Source organism: Streptomyces indicus (assembly GCF_900100315.1).
Lineage (GTDB): Bacteria > Actinomycetota > Actinomycetes > Streptomycetales > Streptomycetaceae > Streptomyces > Streptomyces indicus.
Genome location: NZ_FNFF01000016.1, coordinates 1 through 19,559, shown reverse-complemented (window position 1 = coordinate 19,559; position 19,559 = coordinate 1). Strand labels below are relative to the sequence as shown.

Annotated in this window: 19 protein-coding genes and 3 pseudogenes; 12 read left to right on the top strand and 10 right to left on the bottom strand. The window is 67.0% G+C overall.

All coding sequences use genetic code 11. The features are described 5' to 3' along the window. The first annotated feature begins 113 nt into the window (after positions 1 to 113). From BLT97_RS29530 to BLT97_RS29510, 5 genes are all read left to right on the top strand, one after another. A complete protein-coding gene (locus BLT97_RS29530) occupies positions 114 to 773 on the top strand; it encodes a hypothetical protein (protein ID WP_218137332.1) in 660 nt (219 codons plus the stop codon). 140 nt (positions 774 to 913) lie between these two features. Next, entirely contained in the window at positions 914 to 1,456 is a 543-nt protein-coding gene (locus BLT97_RS29525; RefSeq protein WP_093615625.1) for a hypothetical protein, read from the top strand. A gap of 262 nt (positions 1,457 to 1,718) precedes the next feature. Further along, on the top strand, positions 1,719 to 4,061 hold the full coding sequence (locus tag BLT97_RS29520) for a chitinase C-terminal domain-containing protein (RefSeq protein ID WP_093615623.1): 2,343 nt from the start codon (positions 1,719 to 1,721) through the stop codon (positions 4,059 to 4,061). A gap of 171 nt (positions 4,062 to 4,232) precedes the next feature. Further along, a complete protein-coding gene (locus BLT97_RS29515) occupies positions 4,233 to 4,787 on the top strand; it encodes a DUF6328 family protein (RefSeq protein WP_425442778.1) in 555 nt (184 codons plus the stop codon). A 202-nt stretch (positions 4,788 to 4,989) separates the two neighbouring features. After that, positions 4,990 to 5,883, top strand: a complete 894-nt coding sequence (locus BLT97_RS29510) for a trypsin-like serine protease (protein ID WP_245769614.1) — start codon at positions 4,990 to 4,992, stop codon at positions 5,881 to 5,883. Between the two features lie 161 nt (positions 5,884 to 6,044). Here the strand turns inward: BLT97_RS29510 and BLT97_RS29505 are convergent, their stop codons facing one another. Next, a complete protein-coding gene (locus BLT97_RS29505; RefSeq protein WP_093615621.1) occupies positions 6,045 to 6,533 on the bottom strand; it encodes an isochorismatase family protein in 489 nt (162 codons plus the stop codon). Positions 6,534 to 6,727: 194 nt separating this feature from the next. Between BLT97_RS29505 and BLT97_RS29500 the strand changes: the two genes are divergently transcribed. Beyond that, positions 6,728 to 7,192 (top strand): NUDIX hydrolase, encoded by a 465-nt coding sequence (locus tag BLT97_RS29500; RefSeq protein WP_245769613.1) that lies wholly within the window; start codon positions 6,728 to 6,730, stop codon positions 7,190 to 7,192. 11 nt (positions 7,193 to 7,203) lie between these two features. Beyond that, a pseudogene (locus tag BLT97_RS29495) lies at positions 7,204 to 7,548 on the top strand (P-loop NTPase family protein); the annotation flags it as partial. A gap of 94 nt (positions 7,549 to 7,642) precedes the next feature. Here the strand turns inward: BLT97_RS29495 and BLT97_RS29490 are convergent. From BLT97_RS29490 to BLT97_RS29480, 3 genes are all read right to left on the bottom strand, one after another. Next, on the bottom strand, positions 7,643 to 8,191 hold the full coding sequence (locus tag BLT97_RS29490) for a GNAT family N-acetyltransferase (protein WP_093615617.1): 549 nt from the start codon (positions 8,189 to 8,191) through the stop codon (positions 7,643 to 7,645). An 86-nt stretch (positions 8,192 to 8,277) separates the two neighbouring features. Further along, a complete protein-coding gene (locus BLT97_RS29485) occupies positions 8,278 to 10,176 on the bottom strand; it encodes a tyrosine-type recombinase/integrase (protein WP_245769612.1) in 1,899 nt (632 codons plus the stop codon). A 560-nt stretch (positions 10,177 to 10,736) separates the two neighbouring features. After that, entirely contained in the window at positions 10,737 to 12,029 is a 1,293-nt protein-coding gene (locus tag BLT97_RS29480; RefSeq protein ID WP_245769611.1) for a tyrosine-type recombinase/integrase, read from the bottom strand. Between the two features lie 42 nt (positions 12,030 to 12,071). Here BLT97_RS29480 and BLT97_RS39010 point away from each other — a divergent pair, with 42 nt between their 5' ends. Beyond that, the gene (locus BLT97_RS39010) at positions 12,072 to 12,194 is read left to right on the top strand and encodes a hypothetical protein (protein ID WP_342742790.1); all 123 of its coding nucleotides are present in this window, start codon (positions 12,072 to 12,074) and stop codon (positions 12,192 to 12,194) included. A gap of 234 nt (positions 12,195 to 12,428) precedes the next feature. Here BLT97_RS39010 and pip read toward each other — a convergent pair whose 3' ends face one another. Continuing rightward, positions 12,429 to 13,403, bottom strand: coding sequence for a prolyl aminopeptidase (gene pip / locus BLT97_RS29470; RefSeq protein ID WP_093615613.1), 975 nt, complete (start codon positions 13,401 to 13,403; stop codon positions 12,429 to 12,431). Between the two features lie 44 nt (positions 13,404 to 13,447). Here pip and BLT97_RS29465 point away from each other — a divergent pair, with 44 nt between their 5' ends. Continuing rightward, a complete protein-coding gene (locus BLT97_RS29465) occupies positions 13,448 to 13,957 on the top strand; it encodes a MarR family winged helix-turn-helix transcriptional regulator (protein ID WP_093615611.1) in 510 nt (169 codons plus the stop codon). A 413-nt stretch (positions 13,958 to 14,370) separates the two neighbouring features. On the opposite strand, the gene BLT97_RS29460 is transcribed toward BLT97_RS29465, so the two are convergent. Then, on the bottom strand, positions 14,371 to 14,973 hold the full coding sequence (locus BLT97_RS29460) for an SMI1/KNR4 family protein (protein ID WP_093615609.1): 603 nt from the start codon (positions 14,971 to 14,973) through the stop codon (positions 14,371 to 14,373). Between the two features lie 474 nt (positions 14,974 to 15,447). On the opposite strand from BLT97_RS29460, the gene arr reads away from it, so the two are divergent. Continuing rightward, positions 15,448 to 15,858, top strand: coding sequence for an NAD(+)--rifampin ADP-ribosyltransferase (gene arr / locus BLT97_RS29450; RefSeq protein ID WP_093615605.1), 411 nt, complete (start codon positions 15,448 to 15,450; stop codon positions 15,856 to 15,858). A gap of 105 nt (positions 15,859 to 15,963) precedes the next feature. Here the strand turns inward: arr and BLT97_RS38940 are convergent, their stop codons facing one another. Further along, the gene (locus BLT97_RS38940; protein ID WP_281251160.1) at positions 15,964 to 16,263 is read right to left on the bottom strand and encodes a LysE family translocator; all 300 of its coding nucleotides are present in this window, start codon (positions 16,261 to 16,263) and stop codon (positions 15,964 to 15,966) included. Positions 16,264 to 16,343: 80 nt separating this feature from the next. Continuing rightward, a pseudogene (locus tag BLT97_RS38935) lies at positions 16,344 to 16,499 on the bottom strand (LysE family transporter); the annotation flags it as partial. A 240-nt stretch (positions 16,500 to 16,739) separates the two neighbouring features. Between BLT97_RS38935 and BLT97_RS29440 the strand changes: the two are divergent. Then, the gene (locus BLT97_RS29440) at positions 16,740 to 17,261 is read left to right on the top strand and encodes a hypothetical protein (RefSeq protein ID WP_093615870.1); all 522 of its coding nucleotides are present in this window, start codon (positions 16,740 to 16,742) and stop codon (positions 17,259 to 17,261) included. 136 nt (positions 17,262 to 17,397) lie between these two features. Here the strand turns inward: BLT97_RS29440 and BLT97_RS29435 are convergent, their stop codons facing one another. Then, positions 17,398 to 17,775 carry a hypothetical protein gene (locus tag BLT97_RS29435; RefSeq protein WP_245769610.1) on the bottom strand — a complete coding sequence of 126 codons (378 nt, stop codon included), beginning with the start codon at positions 17,773 to 17,775 and terminating at the stop codon, positions 17,398 to 17,400. 189 nt (positions 17,776 to 17,964) lie between these two features. Here BLT97_RS29435 and BLT97_RS29430 point away from each other — a divergent pair. Continuing rightward, positions 17,965 to 19,015, top strand: a pseudogene (locus BLT97_RS29430) (barstar family protein). Between the two features lie 262 nt (positions 19,016 to 19,277). On the opposite strand, the gene BLT97_RS29425 reads toward BLT97_RS29430, so the two are convergent. Then, positions 19,278 to 19,559 (bottom strand): hypothetical protein (locus tag BLT97_RS29425; protein ID WP_218137331.1); only part of this gene is annotated, 282 nt, incomplete at its 5' end.

Sequence of the window (19,559 nt, the reverse complement as noted above, 5' to 3'; positions counted from 1 at the left end):
CTGCATCGCCTACGTCATCCACGACACCCACGTCATCTACGGCATCTGCTTCGCCCACGAGCCCCGAGGGCAGCCGGTCTTCCGCCGCCGTCAGCCGTCGCGGCATCGTGCGCATGGGCACCGCCCTCGGCGCGCTGGGATTCCTCACCGCCACCACCACACCGGCATCGGCATCGGCATCGGCATCGGCATCGGCATCGGCAGCAGGCGACGCCGCCAACGCCAACCCCGCACTGCGCAAACCGATTCTGGTCGGCGCCAACCCCGGCCTCCAGCTCTTTGACAGCTCGGGTGCGTGCACGGCGTACCTCTCCACCTGGCATGTGGAGTGGTCCACGCACGGCTCGGGCAACGCGCTGGTGCTCTGGCGGCCGGACGGAGTCCGGGCGGTCGGGCAGGACCCGAACCTCACCCTCTGGCTGGCCGAACACTTCGTCCGCCACTTCCCCGAACTCGACGGCCTGCCCTGGACCACTCCCCGGTTCCAGCGGTCCACGGTCCAGGTCCGCCTCGACCTCGCGTCCGGGCTGCGGGCCCAGGGCGGCGGCATCGACGTACGCATGGCCGAGGTGCTCGACCGGCGCGCGTTCGCCACCGACCAGTTCCCCCTGGCCGGCGTGGACCACAGCCTGAGCCTGGTGCTCGGCCCGTGCGGACGGGCCGAGGCTCACGTCGACGGCCGTGTGCAGCCCGGCGAAATCACCCGGGGCGGAACTCCGGACCGCCCGTCGTCCTCGGCGTTCCTCACCACCGCCGAGGTCTGGCGCGCCTGACCCCCGCCGTCCTTGGACCCGACATCCGATCACTCGTACGGCCTCCCGGGTAGCGCGAACGGGCCCCTGCCGCAGGCGCGGCGAGCAGGCGCGGCCTTGCATGACTGCAAGCCGCCGTCACGCCCCCGGGAGTCCATGTCATGCGCACCGCCCGCCTGCTCGCCGTCTCTGCCCTCACCGCAGCCACCGTGGCCGCCGCCGCCCCCACCGCGTGGGCGGAGTCCGCGTCCGTGACGCCGCGCACCGTCTCGCCCGGATCCACCGTGACGATCAACGTCGAGTGCGGTTTCACGCAGACCAGCTCGACACCGAACACGATCACCGCCAACTCCCAGGCCTTCGCGAATGGCACCGCAACCCTGCACCTCGTCGGCTCCGGCGGCATGCCCGGCGCCGGCGGTCAGTATCAAGGCACCGCCCGCATCGCCGGCGCCTCGCACTTCACCAACTCCGGCCCCAACCCCGTCGGCAGCAACTCCGAATGGAGCGTCGACGGCTCCTGTCCCGGAGGTGGCCAGTGGAACGCCTCCTTCACCGTCCACCGCACCCCCGGCGGAGTCCACGGCGGCATCGGTGGCACCTTCACCGAATCGACCACGGCCATCGCCACCGGCGCGGTCCTGGTCGCGGGCGCGCTCGGCGCCACCATCATGACGATCCGCCGCCGCAGCACCGAAAGCTGACCACTCCCCCCCTCTTGCCTGCACGGCCTGCCGACGACATGGAGGCAGGCACGGTGCCCCCCGTCAGGTTTCCGACTTCACAGTGCCGTCCGCTTGCACACGGCGATCAACCGGCCAGCACATTGGTCCATACCTATTGACCGGTTGGTCTAGTCCTCTTAAGGTCTGCGTCACTCCCAGGAGAAGGGCCCGTCCGGTGTGCGCACACCAGGGTCCGCCCTGCCCTTTTGTGCGAGACCGAGCCTCCCCCGGAGGAACCGACGTGCACTCCCCCACCCGTGCCAGAGCCCTGCTGCTCGGCGCCGGAACGGCCATCGCCGGACTGCTTCTGACCGCCCTGTCCTCGACGTCCTCGCATGCCGTGGACGAGGACTGCCGCCCCGACGGCCTGTACCGGACCCCCGGTGTCGACGTCCCCTACTGTTCCGTCTACGACTCCAGCGGCCGCGAGAAGATGGGCGCCGACCACCAGCGGCGCGTCATCGGCTACTTCACCGGATGGCGTACGGGCAAGAACGGCGAGCCCGCCTACCTCGCCTCCGACATCCCCTGGGACAAGATCACCCACATCAACTACGCCTTCGCGCACGTGGGTTCGGACCATAAAATATCGGTCGGGTCCGACAGCGCCACCAACCCCGCGACCGGCATGACCTGGCCCGGCGTCGCGGGCGCCGAGATGGACCCCGGCTTCGCGTACAAGGGTCATTTCAATCTGCTGAACAAGTTCAAGAAGCAGCATCCCGAGGTGAAGACCCTTGTCTCGGTGGGCGGTTGGGCCGAGACCGGCGGCTACTTCGGCGACGACGGCAAGCGGGTGAACTCCGGCGGCTTCTACGCCATGGCCACCAACGCCGACGGCTCGGTCAACCAGGCCGGGATCGACACCTTCGCCGACTCGGCGGTCGCCTTCGTCAAGAAGTACGGCTTCAACGGCGTCGACATCGACTACGAGTACCCGACGACGATGAAGGACGCGGGCCATCCCCTCGACTGGCAGTTCGCCAACGCCCGCCGCGCGGGCCTGGTCAAGGGCTACGCCGCGCTGATGAAGACCCTGCGCGAGAAGCTCGACCGGGCCGGCGCCCAGGACGGCAAGCACTATCTGCTGACCGTGGCCGCGCCTTCCTCCGGCTACCTGCTGCGCGGCATGGAGACCTTCCAGGTCCAGAAGTACCTGGACTACGTCAACATCATGTCGTACGACCTGCACGGCGCCTGGAACGAATACGTCGGCCCGAACGCCTCGCTCTACGACGACGGCAAGGATGCCGAACTCGCCGCCGCCGGGGTGTACTCCACCTCGCAGTACGGCGGCATCGGGTACCTCAACACCGACTGGGCGTACCACTACTTCCGCGGTTCGATGCCGGCCGGCCGTATCAACATCGGACTCCCGTACTACACCCGCGGGTTCAAGAACGTGACCGGCGGCACGGACGGGCTGTGGGGCAAGGCGCCCAGCACCACCTGTCCTGCGGGGTCCGGGCTCACCAAGTGCGGTGACGGCGCCGTGGGCATCGACAACCTGTGGCACGACAAGGACGACAACGGCAAGGAGTCACCGGCGGGTTCGAACCCGATGTGGCACGCGAAGAACCTCGAGAAGGGCGTCGTCGGGGACTACGTGACCAAGTACGGCTTCCCCGCGGACACCAAGCTCACGGGAACGTATGCGCGCAAGTACGACGCGACGCTGGTCGCGCCGTGGCTGTGGAACGCCGAGAAGAAGGTGTTCCTGTCCACCGAGGACGAGCAGTCCGTCGCCGCCAAGGCCGACTACGTGGTGGACAAGGGCATCGGCGGCGCGATGATCTGGGAGCTGGCCGGCGACTACGACTACAACGCCGCCAAGGGCCAGTACGAGATGGGCGACACGCTCACCACGGCCATGTACGAGAAGTTCAAGTCCGCCTCCCCGTATGGCACGAAGCGCTCCACCATCGACCTGCCCACCGAAGCGCTCGACATCGACGTCTCCTTCGGGCAGTTCCCGCTCGGCGACTCCAACTACCCCATCAGCCCCAAGCTGAAGATCACCAACAACTCCACGGCGACGCTGCCGGGCGGCACCGAGTTCCAGTTCGACTACGGGACTTCGGCGCCGAACAACGCCAAGGACCAGTCGGGCTTCGGCACGTCCATCATCCGCAGCGACCACACGGGCAACAACATCGGCGGCCTGAAGGGGGTCTACCACCGGGCCTCGCTCAAGCTGCCCGCATGGCAGTCGCTCGCGCCGGGCGCCTCGGTGGAGCTGGACTTCGTCTACTACCTGCCCGTCTCCACGCCCTCCAACTGGACGGTGACGGTCGGCGGCAAGGCGTACGCGCTGGCCGGTGATCTGGCCCGCGGCACCACCATCGGGCAGCCCGGCACGGGATCTCCGTCACCCAGCCCGTCGGGCCCCGGCACCGGTTCCCCCAGCCCCTCGCAGCCGGGTGGCGCCTGCACTCCGGCTGCCTGGAACGCGACCGCCGAATACGGCGGCGGCACGGTCGTCTCCCACAAGAGCCACACGTGGAAGGCGAAGTGGTGGACCAAGGGCGAGGAGCCCGGCACCACCGGCGAGTGGGGGGTGTGGCAGGACCTGGGCGCCTGCTGACCCTCTCGGTACGGTCACCCGGCGGCGGACGCGGAAAGCGCGCCCGCCGCCGGGCCCGTACCGCCACCGGCTGCGGCCCGCCACCGCTCGTCGGCGCACCGAGCCGCAGGCGTGACCTGCATGGAAACGCCCACGGCGGGCAATCGGAGTTTCTGAAACGGGAGGAACTCCATGGTCATGACACACGGTTCGGTCGGAGACGACGCGGAGCACCAGACGTGCCACACCTGCCACAGCCGGACAGGTGTGGCCGCGGAACCGCCGGAGTCGGCACGCGAGCGCGTCAACCGCCGCTGGAACGAGATCCTTCAGGAGACCCGGGTCGCCCAGACCGGCGTCCAGATCCTTTTCGGGTTCCTGCTCAGCGTGGCCTTCACCCCGCTCTTCAGGGAACTGGCCACGTTCGACCGGACCGTCTACGTGCTCACCGTCATCCTCGGCGCCTCGGCCACCGGTTCACTCATAGCGCCCGTCTCCATCCACCGCTTCCTGTCCGGACAACGCATGAAGGACGAAGTGGTCGAAGCCGCAAGCCGCTTGATGATCTGCGGCATGGTGCTGCTCGCCCTGACCATCGGCTGCACCCTCATGCTCATCCTGCGCCTGGTGGTCCCCGGACTCCTCGCCGAAGCACTCGTCGGCGGCGTGATGCTGTGGTTCGGCTTCTGCTGGTACGTCATGCCCGTACGCCTGCGACGCCGCGCACGCCGAGACGCTCAAACCTGAGGGGCAGCTCCGCTGCGGACGAGAAGAGCGCGATCAGGCAGGACGCCCCGGACTCCCGACGCCGCCGAGTCTCCGGTCCTTCGGACCCCGGCGGTCTTGCGGCGGACGGCCGCGGCCGCTTCAATCACGCTCACCCCCACAGGAGAACACCCATACCGTCCACCAGCGCCCACCGGCGTCCACTACAGAGGGGCCTGTTCTCTTGAGACGTAACAGCCGGCGTCATCGGATCGCCACCGCGCTCACCACTGGCGCGGCAGCGGCCTGCGCTCTCCTGCTCACCGTCGCACCCGCCTCGGCGATCAACTCCTACAACGCCGCCCCCGCCCCCGAGCGCACCGAAGCGGGCGCGCTCATCGCCACGTGGGACCACGACGGGGATCCGGCCACCGCGGACCGTGTCGACTGGGTGTGTTCCGGCACCATGATCGATGCGGGCACGTTCCTGACCGCCGCGCACTGCACCACCGACTGGCCGGCCAACGTGAAGTTCTACGTCTCGCTCGACCAGGACGTGCAGGGCGGTCTGGACGCAGCTGCGAAGCAGTACCCCGGCGATCCGGCCGGGCAGGCGGCAGCGGTCGGCGTCCAGGGCACGGCGGTCAACCATCCCGCGTATCCGGGCCCGGCCTCCGACACCCACGACATCGCCGTGGTCGAACTCCCGGCAGCCGCGGTCGCCTCCCGCTGGAGCTTCACCCCCGCGCGCCTGCCCTCCGCCAGCCAACTCGAGAAGGCCGCACCCCAGGGCCTGAACGCCACATCGTTCACGGTGGTCGGCTACGGCACCCAAAAAGCACAGCGCGGCCCCGGCGGCCACACCCATCCCGGCGGCGGCGTCCGGATGAAAGCACCCGTCACCTTCAACGCCCTGAGCGGTGCGTGGCTACGGCTGGGCATGACCGCGCCCCAGGGCAACGGCGGCGCCTGCTACGGCGACTCCGGCGGCCCCAACTACGCCATCCTCAACGGCACCCGCACCCTCGTCGCCACCACCATCACCGGCGACACCCCGTGTTACGCCACGAACGTCACGTACCGCCTCGACACCCCGGCCGCCCGCGCCTTCCTGAAGCCGTACGTGAACCTGCCCTGACGCCCGGCCCTCTCACCCGGCACAGACAACGGCCACGAAGGCCGTAACCGCTGGGAATGATCGGTGCGTGCAGGCGGCACAGCATGAGCACTTCTCAGCCGCCTGCACGCATCGATCCGTAAATGAGGTCGCGCCCATCGACGCACCGGGGCCGGGGCCCCTCAGCTGTAGTCGGCGGTCTGCCGCACCTCACCGAACCGCGGGAAGATCCGCGTCACGGCGAACTCGTGCTCGTCCGCGGCCGGTGCGGACATCGCGTCGGCCACGAATTCCACCTCGTAGCCGTGGTCCGCAGCGGCCCGTGCGGTGGACTCGACCCCCATCGTCGTGACGAGGCCTGCCATCACCAACGTGTCCACGCCGCACTCGCGCAGCCGTGCGTCCAGACCGGTCCCGTAGAACGCACCGATCGTGCGCTTGACCACCACGATGTCGCCCTCCTGCACGAGACCCTCGGCAAAGCCACTGCCGGGCGGCTGCTCGGCAACGTGCGGGCGGTCCACCCTGACCTGCACGACCGGCCGCCCTTGCGCACGGAAGGAGTCCGCCAACACGCGACAGCGGGCCAGCACGTCCTCACCTGAGTGCGGGGCGAGGGGCAGCGCGATGATGCGCGGCATCAGGTCGATCAGGATCAACGCGGTCGTCATGACGATGATCGTAGGGCGATCGGGCCTGCGCCCGAGGCGTGTTGAAAGCAGCCCGTCGTGGTTGACGCGACGCCGCACCGGCCGACCCAGTGGATCGTCGTGCGAGGACGACGTCCATGACCCGTCCGAAACACGTGTGCACGACGGCGGGCGCGGGTCGTTGGACTCGACACACCGTTCGTACAAGGGAGTTGATGGTGCCCGAGCCGCCCAGCCGCACCCGCATGCAGATCCTCGGCGTCCACCTGCATCTGGAAGACGCCGACGGGCGAGTCCTGTTGGGGCTCCGACATCCCGACTCCCCCTTCGCCGGCGGCATGTGGCACACGCTCGCCGGGCACTGCGAGCAGGAGAGCGCGACGGCCTGTCTCGTCCGTGAGGCCGAGGAGGAGGCCGGACTTCTGATCTCCCCTGCCGATGTGAGCTTCGCGCACGCCGTGCACCTGGTCGACGAGCCCGGCGGGCAGCCGCGGATCGGGTTCTTCTTCCGCGCCCACCGGTGGCAAGGAAGCCCGGACGTACGCGAACCCGACCGTTGTACACGCTGGCAGTGGTGGGATCCCCAAGCACTGCCCGACGCCGTCGTGCCCTACACCCGCGCCGCGATCGCCCACATCAAGGCAGGCGTTACGTATGCGGAGATGGGCTGGACCGCGTGAGCAAGCCGAACGTGCGGGCCCCGGCCGACGCCACCGGACCGGTCGGCCGCAGCGACACGCGCCTCGTGCTCTTGCGCGGCCCGTCCGCGAGCGGCAAGTCGAGCGTGGCGCAAGGGGTTCGGGACCGGTTCGGACGCGGTCTCGCGATCGTCGGCCAGGACTACCTGCGGCGGATCGTGCTCCGCGAGCGTGATGTGAAGGGCGGAGCGAACATCGGGCTGATCGACCGGGTCGCCCGGTACGCCCTCGACACCGCCGGCTACCACACCGTGATCGAAGGGATCTTCACCGCGGACCGGTACGGCGAGATGCTCACCCGGCTCCTGGCCGACCATCGTGGTGTCACCCGGGCGTTCTCCGAACTATCACGATCGGCTAACTCGGTCGCTCACCAGCAGCCTTGCCAGGAGCGCAAGGCAAGCAGCTCGGGGCACGAGTGAGCAAGGTGGCTCACAGGGTTTGGGTCGGTGCCTCCGCAGTGAGCGCCCAGCGTTCATGGTCTCTCCAAGCGCCGTTGATGAACTGGAAGGCAGCCGAGTATCCCTCGCGCTGGAACCCAAGCCGCTTGACCAGGCTCAGGGAGGGAGCGTTGTCGGGCTGGATGTTCGCCTCCAGCCGGTGCAGTTTCAGCTGGCGGAAGGCGTACTCAAGGACAAGCCGAACCCCCTCGGTCATGTAGCCATGACCGGCCGTGGACGCGTAGGCGGTGTATCCCAGGGTGCCGCTCTGAAGCGTGCCCCGGACGATGTTGTTGATATTGACTCCGCCGACGATCGCGCCGGTGGTCCTCATACAGACCACGAAGCCTTCGTGCGTCGGGTGCTCGAATCGCTCGAGATAGGCGTTGAATGCCTCCCAAGTCTGTTCCCGAGCTCCGAGCCAGCGCTGCAGCATGTCGGTACTGTCCTGCGCCAAAGCCGTCAGCTCTTCGTAGTCCTCGCGGGAGACATGCCGAAGAGCCACTCGCGGACCTTGCAGCAGGTAGGTCGGTATCGCCATCCGTAGATCCTAGACAGTCGGCATACTGAACCAGCCAGCACCCATGAGCAGTCCACGTGCCTGCGGTCCGGTTCGTTCACAATTGCTCACTCCGTAGGCCCCTCCACGTCCGGATTCCGTGCAGCGATCTGCTGGAAGGTCGGCAGTCCGAGGTCGACCACAGTTCGTCTGCGTTCCTCGGCAGCATCGAGCTGCGCGAGTTTGTCCTCGGCGCCCGCTCGGCTTACTTCTAAGCCCTCGATCTCGCCGAGCCAGCCTTCCCGTTCGGCTTCGGCGATGCGGGCGGTGAGGTTGTCGCGGATCTCCTCGAGACGCGAGCGCTCTTCAGGGGAGACGATCAAGACTGGGCATCGAACGCAGGCGTGTTCATGCTGGCAGTCGGTGCCGAACGCGCGGCCGCATTGGCCCAGGGCTACCTTGCGGCGCTCGAAGTGACCGAGGAACTCGTCCCATTCCTCCAAGGTGATAGTCCGGTATTCTTCGCGCGGTCTGAGGCTGCGGCGGCGTGCGATGAAGGCCCGATGGGCTTCGATGGCATCGGCCGGGTAGATCGCCGCATAACCCATCGTCGTATTGATGGTGTCGTGGCCGGCGATCACCTGGGCAATATGTGGCGGTAGCCCGTTGAGGATCGAGTCCGTGATGAAGATCCGCCGGAAGTCGTGGGGCTGGAAGTTGAGCGGCTGCCCCGACTTGTTCGTGAGTCCCGATGTGGACAGCATCTTGTTGAGCGCGGTCCGGATCGCGTTCCGAGAGATCGGGCGGTTTGTCCCGCTCGGGCGCCACTGGTAGAGCAGCGGCATGGGTGGGTTCCAGACTCGCTCGGATGCGTCGTAGCCGGCCACAAGTGGGACGGTTCCGTCGCGTCGTCGAACGCGTTTGACCACTGTACTGAGGACGTCGGCAAGCTCCGGGGACACCAGCAGGAGACGTTCCTGGTCGGTTTTCGACGGTGCGATCTGCAGCAGCGGCACGACCACACCGCTGGTCGGGAGCGTGTAGCTGACGATGCTGTGATGTCCGAGCTCCAGGAGCTCCTCGATCCTGATGCCCGTATGTCTAAGGATCTCGACCGTCGCCCAGCCCCAGAACGCCTGCTTCTCCTCCGCCAGCAGAAACCGGCGCCGCCCGGCGCCGTCAATTGCGAGGGCGGGCCTTCCGTCTGACCGGGAGGTGTCCGACGGGAGGGTGAACGTCTCCCCAAGCGTGGTGAATGTGCCGCCGAGTGGCGTGCGGTCCATGGCTTCGAGGCGAGCCTTGGCATCCTTCAACTGCTGGTCGGCTGTCCGCACGAGCGCGGGGAGCAGGGGCAGCCGCTCGCGGGTCCGCTGATCCATCCTGACCTTTTGCGCTTGCCCCATCTTCGTGGTTGCGCAGTCCGCCTCGGAAATCGGACTTGGAACAGCCCAGGGACCCCAGCGTTCGGGCTCGTCGACGGCCCATTGAGCGATGTCCAGGTAGAAGGCCCGGACCAGAACCTTGGCCTGGTCTGCGCTGACCCGCGGCTTGGTGACCGACGTTGTAGTGCCGTCCGGCTGTCGCTGGGTGACATGTTTGACGGCGATGCGGGCCTTCCAACCGTCGATCACATCGCGAGGCAACCGCAGGGAGTCGATGCCCGGGTGGTGGTGCTCGAGGTCGGCCCAGAACAGCTTGGCGAGAAACGTAGACAACGCCACCAAGCTGACGAAGTCCATGGTTGGCTGACGTTCAGTGAGGTAGTCGACGAGGAGATCGCGGACGGGTTTGGATCGCAGCTTGTAGCGGTCCACGAGTTCGGCAGGGCTTAGTTGTCCGCGGCGCATCTGGATATGGCCCAGGGTCTCCGGTGCGCTGGTGGGGAACCGGCCCATGTCCCGGAGCCACGAGTGGGCGAGCCTGATCCCTGCCCTGTTGTGCGGGGGAGCTGCCTGCAGTAGGGCGAGCACGTCCCCGAAGACGATGTCTTCGACGCCCCCGCCGTTGACTGCCATGATGCGGGCCACGGCGGTCAACGCCTTCAAGGCGAGTCTGGTCTCTCGCTCCCGAGGCGGTCGGGACTCCCGCAATGCCTTGAACCCATCCGGGTCGCGTACCGCCTCGAGGCCGGGCCGTAGACGTCCCGACGCGTTCGATGCCACCCATTGCAGACTCGGCCGAATGACATCGGCGCACGTCAGGAGCAACAACCCGCAAGAGAGGCAGCTCTCCGGTGTCTTCTTACCGACGCTCGGGAGCCACGCCTGCACCGGCACCTTCCACCCACGCGCAGAAGCCGCGCTCGGGCTCGTCTCCCAACGCTGCTGCCAGTTGTCCCCGGGAATGGTCTCCAGCCACTGCAACAGAGCGCGAGCTCCGACCATCCGCGAGGTGTGCGAGTTGGGCCGGTCGCCGAACCGTAAGGACACCTGGGTTACGAACTTCAAAGTCGTCACGCGGTTGGTCTCCGTGGCTGACCATGTTGTCGGTCGTGAGCGGGGTGGAAAGGTCTCCATCAGCGCCGCTATCTCAGCCCTCCGCGGTGTGGCCGCGGGAGTGGCCAGGGCGACGGTGGGGGTGACCTGCGTCATTGATCCGGCCCTCCAAACAGGATGTTGAGCGACTCGGCGTTGTAAGCCGGCGCGGGCGGGGCTGGGGGCGGGTTGCTCCTCATACGCTCCTGACGTGCATGGTGAGCAAGGCCCGCCGCAATGACATCGTCGGTGGTGGGACGGTTGTAAATGTCCAGCGTCGACAGGTACTTGTGGCCAAGGATCTTCTGGACGTAGACCGGTGCAAGGTTAGGGTCGTCGAGCATCAGGGACGTCGCCGTGTGCCGCAGATCGTGAAGCGTCCAGTTCGCGCCGAGGAGGCCGTTGGCGCGGGTGAACATCATTCTGGCCGCGTCATATTCCAATGGCCGCCAGGGGCGCCGCAGTGTCCACCAGAGAGCCTGGCTCCGGCCGCGGGGTACGCCCTTCCGCCATGCCTCCTCCTGGTAGAGCCGGAGCCAAACGAACGCGTCCGGAGTAGCAGGCAGATCCTGGTAGTTCCGGGTCCCTTTGCGGATCACACCGACCGTCTGCTGCCCGACATCGGCTCGACCTTGCGTGGCGGTGAGCAGTTCCTCCGCACGGGCGCCAGTTGCGACCCAGAAGGCAAGCAGGGCCCGGTCGCGATGTGAACGCAAGCCCGCGAAGACCTCGGTGTACTTCTCGTCCGGGATACGGCGCGGAATCCGCTTGGGGATCTTCGGACGGTAGAGGCCGGTGTGCTGCTTCCAGAACCCCCTCTCGGGGTTGTGATGGGCGTTGGTCCACGCCGAGCGCCGAGCACGGTGGAGAGGGAACGGGTTGACCAGCAACGATCCAGTGCCGAGTTCCAGGTGGAAGTCGTAGAACATCCGCAGCACCGTCTCGAAGTGGGCCCGCGTGGCGGGGGCGTACTTCGTGCCGATCGTCGGCTTCCCGGTCACCGGATTCGGCGTTCCTGGCGCCGGCCGGGCGCTCACAGGCGGCACCGGAGTCTCATCGGGGTTCTTGCCTCGGTGGCGCCAGTGGACCCGTACGGGCTTGTCAGCCAGCTTCATCCACAGGGTGAAGTCCCGGGCATCTTCTCGGGTCGCTCGGTCCCACGCGATCTCGAACGCCCACAGATAGCGCCACCACCGCAGCAGATCCATGCCGTACGACCGCGGCGTCAGCGGCGAGCAGTCCGCCGCCATCAACTCCTTGAAGTATTCTGTCGCCGGCTCGACTTGCCTCCCCAATGGGTCCCGCAGTTGCACGGGCTCCCAACGGTCGCCCGTTTCGACCAGCTGGCCTATCTCAGGCAATACGAAGCGCGTTAAGTCCCTTCGGGGACGTCGCTCATCGGGCATGTCGGGAAACTAGCAGATACCCCAACTGACCTGCACAGATTCTTGAGTTGGTTCGGTCAACACATCTACTACTTCGACATTCCTCTCGCAGAGATGCTCGCCCGGCATGCCACCAAGGACGGCGAGTATCTGGCCCACGTCACCGAGGAGCACCTGGCCGACTGATACCGGCCGGGCGATCTGCTGCCCGGCGGTAGCGAGACCGTCATCGGCCCGGACAGCACCCTCGAGGACACCGTGGACCGGATCATGCGCGACACCGGCCTCGATCAACTACCCGCACGCGAGGCGTGAGGCAGTCCGGCCACTGTCACGACCGGAGACGAGCGGAGACGACCGCAGCTGTGGCGGCGTGAACGCTGGGCTGAGCCGACGAGCCCAGGCCATGCACGGTTCCCCTCAGCATGGACGTGACCGGATCGGCCGGAACCGGTCCGTGGCCGCGATAACGGCCTGCATCGTCGCGTCCCCCGACAGCCCGTGCCCCTCGTCGCCGATCAGTACGAGCTCCGCGTCCGGCCACGCCTGGGCCAGGTGCCATGCGATGTCCGGGGGCCCGCTGATGTCCAGCCGCCCGTGGACCATCACGCCGGGGATGCCGATGAGCTTGCCGGCATCGCGCAGCAGCTGCCCGTCCTGCAGGAAGCCGGCGTGCCGCCAGTAGTGCGTGACGAGGCGGGCGAAGCGCATCCGGAAGTGCGGGTCCTCGTACCGGGGATCGGGCCGGTGTCCCCCGTGCGTGGACACGTGCGTGTCCTCCCACCGGCACCACTCCAGCGCCGCGCGCTCCCGTACGGCGGGATCGGGATCGGCGAGCATCCGCGCGTACGCCTCGACCAGGCTGCCGTCCCGCTCCGATTCCGGTACGGCGTCGCGGAACCGGGCCCACTGCTCGGGGAAGATCCGCCCCATGTCGCGGGTGACCCACTCCACCTCACGGCGGGTGGTGTTGGTGACGCTGAACAGCACCAGCTCCGAGACGTGTCCGGGATGCTGCTCGGCGTAGGCCAACGCCAGCGTCACGCCCCAGGAGCCGCCGATGACCAGCCAGTTCTCGATGCCGAGATGTCGACGCAGCACTTCGATGTCGGAGATCAGATGCGGGGTGGTGTTGGTGGCGAGCGAGGTCTGTGGATCTGCCGCGTCCGGCGTGCTGCGCCCACACCCCCTCTGGTCGAACAGCACGATGCGGTACGCCGAGGGATCGAAGAGTCGGCGCCAGAACGGCCCCGCCCCGGATCCCGGGCCCCCGTGCACGACGAGGGCGGGCTTGCCCGCCGGATTGCCGCAGGTCTCCCAGTACACGCGGTTGCCGTCGCCGACGTCCAGCATGCCGTGCTCGTACGGCTCGACGGGGGGATAGAGCCCGGTCATGAGACGCCTCCCGGAGAATCTGACAGTGCTGTTACATTAGCAGGGTGAGGAAGCATACGGACCCTGCCGCTGTCGGCACCCTGCTCCGCCACGTCCTGGAACTGCTCGACCGCGACGTGGCCAAGGTCTACGAGGAGCAGGGCCTGCCCGAGTACCGGCCCCGCTTCTCCCCTGTCGTGCGCGTCCTGCTGGCCGAAGGCCCGCTCCCGGTCCGCGACTTGGCCGCCGCAGTCGGTGTCACGCACTCCGCCGCAAGCCAGACGGCGGCCCAGATGGCCCGAGCGGGCCTGGTCACGCATTCCTCCGACCCGCAAGACGCCCGCCGCCGCCTGGTCGAACTCACCAGCAAGGCCCACGCCGTGCTGCCGCAGATCCAGGCCGAGTGGGACGCGACGGCGGCGGCGATGACCGAGCTGGACGCGGAACTCTCCATGCCGCTGGCAGACCTGCTGACCGAGGTGGCACACGCACTACACCGCCGCCCATTCCGCGAACGCATCACGGACGCCGGCCAACACGAGACCACATGCCCTCAAGGGGAAGCTGGAGCGTGAACGATCACGCGCCAAGGGCCGGGGAGGTCACGCGGACGAGCGCAACGCAGCGTTGAAAACGCTGCCGGTGCAAGGACCCGGAATAGCTGCTGATCTCCCCCCGACCCCGCCGACCCCCCTCTCACACGTAACCGATCGCGAGCACCCACAACCATGACTCCGCCGGCACCCACCACGTGCTCGCTCCGGCACGGAGCCAGCCGCAGCAAACGTCGCCGAGCGGATCCTGCACCCGCCGCTGCCAGGCCGGAACGCAACTTGAGCTCCACCGGCCCGACATCGCGGTAACTGCGCCCCCGCCCACTCACAACAGCCAACCCGGAAAACCTCGGGCACGGCCCGACACGACCCTGGAGCAACGCAGCTTTCCAAGCCCGGAGCGCGACACATTGCTGGCTCGAGCTCGTACCAGGTCAGACAAGGTCTCGCCAGAACGGTGCAGTCGCCCGAGGCGTCCAGTCCTCCCCGACTTCACCGCGCGCCTCGTTGAACTCCTGGTGCACGTAATCGAGAAGGTCCAGCCCGTAATAGATGATGTCGGTCTGCCACATCGAGAGCACTGGATGCCCGAAACTGCCTCGGCCAGCTGGCAGATACCGGTGGGCATACACCGGGACAAGCGTCGACACATCGGCCAGACAGCGCCGAGCGACATCCAGTGCTGCGGTTACGTCGGCCGGACTCTCGCCCCAGCCCTCGTACCAAAACCCGTTGTGCTCAACATCGAACAGGACTCCCTCGACGGGCCAGGCCAGCTGGCGACGCACGCTGTCCAGGTCACCACCGCGCCACTCCGGCCACGGCCGCGACCAGGTCCGTCCCTCTTCCGGCGGGACATTGACCGGGAGGCCTGCCGCAAGGAACGCACGATGATCGTCCGCGAACTCGAAGCCGTACTCACGCTCAATGCGAGCGAATTCGGCATCCGTCAACCCAGGTTCGAACGTGTAGATACCCGTCTGCGCCAGACGACGCGCAGCCTCGCCCCCCAGACGCATTCCCTCAGCAGTGATCACCGCTGCACGCTAGCGCCGACCGTCGCCCGCCGTCACTCCGGATCACACCCGCCACGTCAAGATCATCTCAGTCGCCCTACCATCCGATCCATAACGATGGAGCACCGCTGAGGAGCGAAGAGGACGACCGCAGTACGCACGGCAGCAGCCGTGCTGGCCACTTGGGCGACGCTGATCCTGCTGCTGCTTGCTCCGTCGCCGCTGCCAGAGCATTGGCGCTACTACATCTACTCGCCGGCGAGCGTGGGGCTATGGCTGCTGGCCATGCTCGTCGCCCCTGTCGTGGTCTGCTTCGTGAAGTGGCCGTGGATCCGATCGGGCGCCAATAAACCTCGGCTTCCCTACGATCCCGCCTCCGCTCCGAGACACACCCAACTCACGCAGCACGCCGAGTTCCCTTCCCCCTATGGGCCGTAAGGCCCTGGAACGGGCTCCCCTTCCACCCCGCAGGCTGGTGTTGTATAGCCTGCTGCGATGGACAAGGCGTTGGACGAAGGGCCGTTCTACCACGGCACAAAAGCTGACTTGCAGGTCGGCGAGTTTCTCACTGCTGGATTCCGGTCCAATTACCGGCCCGAGATCGTGATGAACCACATCTACTTCACAGCACTGGCCGACGGCGCCGGGCTCGCCGCGGAACTCGCTGCCGGTGAAGCGCCCCCGCGCGTATATGTGGTCGAGCCCACGGGCGAGTTCGAGAACGATCCCAACGTGACCGACAAGAAATTTCCCGGGAACCCCACGCGCTCCTACCGCAGCACAAAGCCCCTACGCATCGTGGGTGAAATCACGGACTGGAAGCGGCAGACCCCCGAAGCTCTCCAAATGTGGCGCGAGCGCATCGCGTCGCATCAACATAACGACCGCGCCGAGATCATCAACTGATCCGCTCCCGCCCGCCTTTCGTCACTCCGCAGGACGTCCGCGACGTTTGCCGGTGAGAGGCCGGACGACCGCGACACGACCAGTTGAGAGCAGACGAGGTGCGGGCTACTTCACCGTTGCGGTTCGCAGGCCCAGACAGACCAGCACAACCCCCGCCACCCGGTTCATCCCACGCCGGAATCGAGGCGTGGCGATCGCGAGGCGCGCGGCAGCGACCGCGGATGTCCAGAACAGCAGCCACACGAGGACGATCACCACATGTACGGCCGCGAGCGTCGCGATCTGCGGAGCGATGGGGCGGCCGGATGTGAGGGACTGCGGGATGAGGGTGAGATAGACCGATGCCGCCTTCGGATTGAGGACGTTGGACCACAACCCCTGCCCGAATCCCCAAGACCAGTCCACGGCAGGCGCCACCGCACCTGCTCCGCCGCATCGAGACCTCGACGCGCTGAACGCCACGTGGTCACGCCCAACCAGACGAGATAGACACCGCCCAGGAGCTTCACCACCGTCAACGCCTGGGCCGAAGACATGACCAGGGCCGACAAGCCGACCGCGGCCAGCATCGCATGCACCAGGAGCCCGCACGCCGACCCGAACGTGACGAGCACGCCATCCGATCGCGACCCCGCGATCACTCTCTGCGTGACGAGGGTGAAGCTGGTACCAGGAATCAACGTCAGGGGTGTGACCGCGGCCACGAAGCCGACAACCTGATGCCACTGCACACACCGAGCATAGGCAACGAGATAACGCCCAACCGCTAGTTCCCCGGCGGTTTCTCAGCGCCAGGCAGAGGGACCGGCCCCTATGCCTGCTTCAACGCGAAGATCCTTCCGGGACAATCCTTGGCCAGCGACAAGATCTACGATGCCCCCATGGAGTCGGTGACCACCCTTGTCCATCGGGACAGCCCTTTCATCAATTTCCGAGCCTTCGACTTCGGCGAGGGCTCCTACGGCTACCGCTCGATTGACGCCAAGCGTTTCCAGCTTCTGTCCGACGCGCCGGACGACCGAGACGTACTGGCGGCTTTGATTGCACATCCACAGTTCCGGGATACCTACGACGGAGCCGGTGTTCAGGACTGTGCGCGGCACGGTCAATGGTGGCTCGATCGCATGACACCGGACGCCTACGAGACCGTCGGTGCTGACACAGCCATTGATGTTGTCCACTCCTGGGCCAACCAGCATGGTGGCACCCCGGAACCGCTCGCATCACGCCTGCGTCAGGAGATCTACGCACCGATCCGGAGTGCCACCAGCAGATACCTACTGGGACCGCTTCCTGAGGACGCCCTCCACGACTACGGACCGATCCACATCGACTTCCACGAGATCGTCCTCATCGACCGTCCGACAGCAACACTCACTCTCCTCGTCGCCGCTGACGACTGACGTCACCGCGATCGTAGGGCGTTGAGCCCAGTTCGACCGTGCAGTCGCTGCCGCCCTCCGCACACGTAGCACGCGGCTTCATCGTGCTCCGAGCATGCGAGGCACTCCCCCGCCAATAACCATGATCTATGTCGCACTAGCGAGCCGGCATGCCCATGAAGGCATCGAGCTCTTCGAGGATCTTGCGTAGCTCACGGGCACCGCGCTGCGACATCGCTCGGATCACACTGTCGAGGAGGAAACGGCCTTCCAGAGGGTTGCCGCAGCAATACCAGTGCATGTTTCCGAACTCGTCGTCGTGCCAGAGCTCGCGCTCGGGGCGACGGACGTATTCCGACCACAGGCGCAATGTCGTGCCGATATCGCCTGGCTGAAGGTAGTTCCGGGTGCGCTCGATGCGAACGATCTCCGACAGTACTGCCGGGGAGAGGCGGTCGATGGCCGGCGTCGAGTGTGATGACTGGTTCCGGTCCGGGATGCCGGCCCGGATATGCCCAGGCCGTCTACGCGGCATGGCCCTTTCGGTTGATCGTCATGCCGTACATGGTGCCACGGTCTCGCACCGGGACGTTCGTCCGGGGTCTCGGCGGACGTGAGGACGCCCTTTGTCTACGGCTCCGGCCACCGAAGAGCGTGGCTGGTCGCCCGAACGTAGCCAGGACATGATTTCCGCTGTGGGTGGAGACGGAAGGGGCGCGGAAGCGTGTCGTACACGCTGACCGAGACGGAACACGGCCATGTCTGGGGCGAATGCGCCGAGGTGGAGGGACTGTTCGGAGACTGCCGGCGCGGGAGCTACGAGTTGTTCGGGTGGGTTCCAGAAGAATCCGGCGTGATCGGCTGGGTCGGCAGCAGGGTGTGGCTGGTGCCGGAGGATGAGGCATGCGATGCCTGGCTGTTGGAGGATGCGGAGAGCCCGGGGCAGACCGTCGGGACGGACAGTCTGGTGCTTACCGGCCTGGACGACCATGAAGGCCCACCCGAAGGGTACCGAGGACGCGTACGCGTGCACGACGGGCATCGCTGGCTCGGGTCCTGCCGGGAGTTCACCCGCATCTTGTCGCGCGCACAGACACCCGCACCGCTGGTCATGCGCGGTCTCGCGCCGAGTGATCAGCTCAGGGCGGCACTTGCGACGGGCACACGGCGGGCCCTGGATCTGAAGGAAGCCGCGCTGGAGATTCGGGACTCCCAAGGAGAGCTGCTCACCGATCGGCTGCTGTGGGCCGGCATCAGTGCCTGGAGCCCATCCTCCTGCGGGGAGGGCCTGGTCGACCTCAAGCTCGACACGGGCCGCTTCACACCGGTCCCCGAGTATGCCCGGCCGATTTGGGAGCGGTGGCTCGCCGGGCCACCAGCAGCCGTGAACACCTGGGCCTGCCTCGACACCCGCCTCCGCGGTGCCTGGCATGACCTTGTACGCGAGCGGGGCTGTCGACGAGCCCACCGGCCGGCCGGTCACGCCTACGAACTCGACGGCCGGTACATCACCGACGAACCAGCTCTCTATCTCGCACTCGGCGAGGCGGTCAACGGACCGGGGGGGCTACTTCGGCGGCTGCCTCGCTGCCCTCGACGATTGCCTGCGCGGCGACTTCGGCTACACCGCCCCCGCCACCTTGCTCTGGCGAGACGCTGCGACCGCGCGCAAGCATCTGTCCCACGCCCTGACACCGGACGGCCAGCCGTACGATTTGTTCGCCGCAGCCCTTGAGGCCTTGGCCGAGGGCGGCATGGACGTCACCTTGGCATGATCCGCTTTCCGATCCCGGCGCTTGTCCTGCGCAATCCCTCCAGTTGGCGAATGCCGACCGGCGCGCCCAGCTGCACCTGAATTGGCTTGTCCCAAGGGTCGGTTGTCGATCAGGATCACCTCATGACGACCAGAAAGGGCCATGCCTTCTAGGCACCCCACTCCGCTCTCCCCCCGCTCGCGCACCGCCGTCCTCGCGCCGCAGTGCCCGCCGGCCGTGATCGACCGCCCACTTAAACGGTGTCTCGATTGGCGTGAGCTGCCTAAAGTTCGCGCCACTCGCCCAGTTCGGCGGGCCGTCCTGTCCTGATGAAGTGGTGCACGGTGATCCATGCGCGATCGACGTCCAGGGCCAAGTCGCCACTGAACACGACCAGATCGTCCATGATCGGCACGTGGACCGAGGCGTCCGATGCGGCGGTGCCATCGCCGATGAGGAGGGACGACCGCTCGGCGTCGCCGAAGACATGGATCACTGCGTGATTATCCTGGAAGCCCAGAGTCAGCAGGGGAAACTCACTGCCTGGCCGTCGCACTTCAACGTA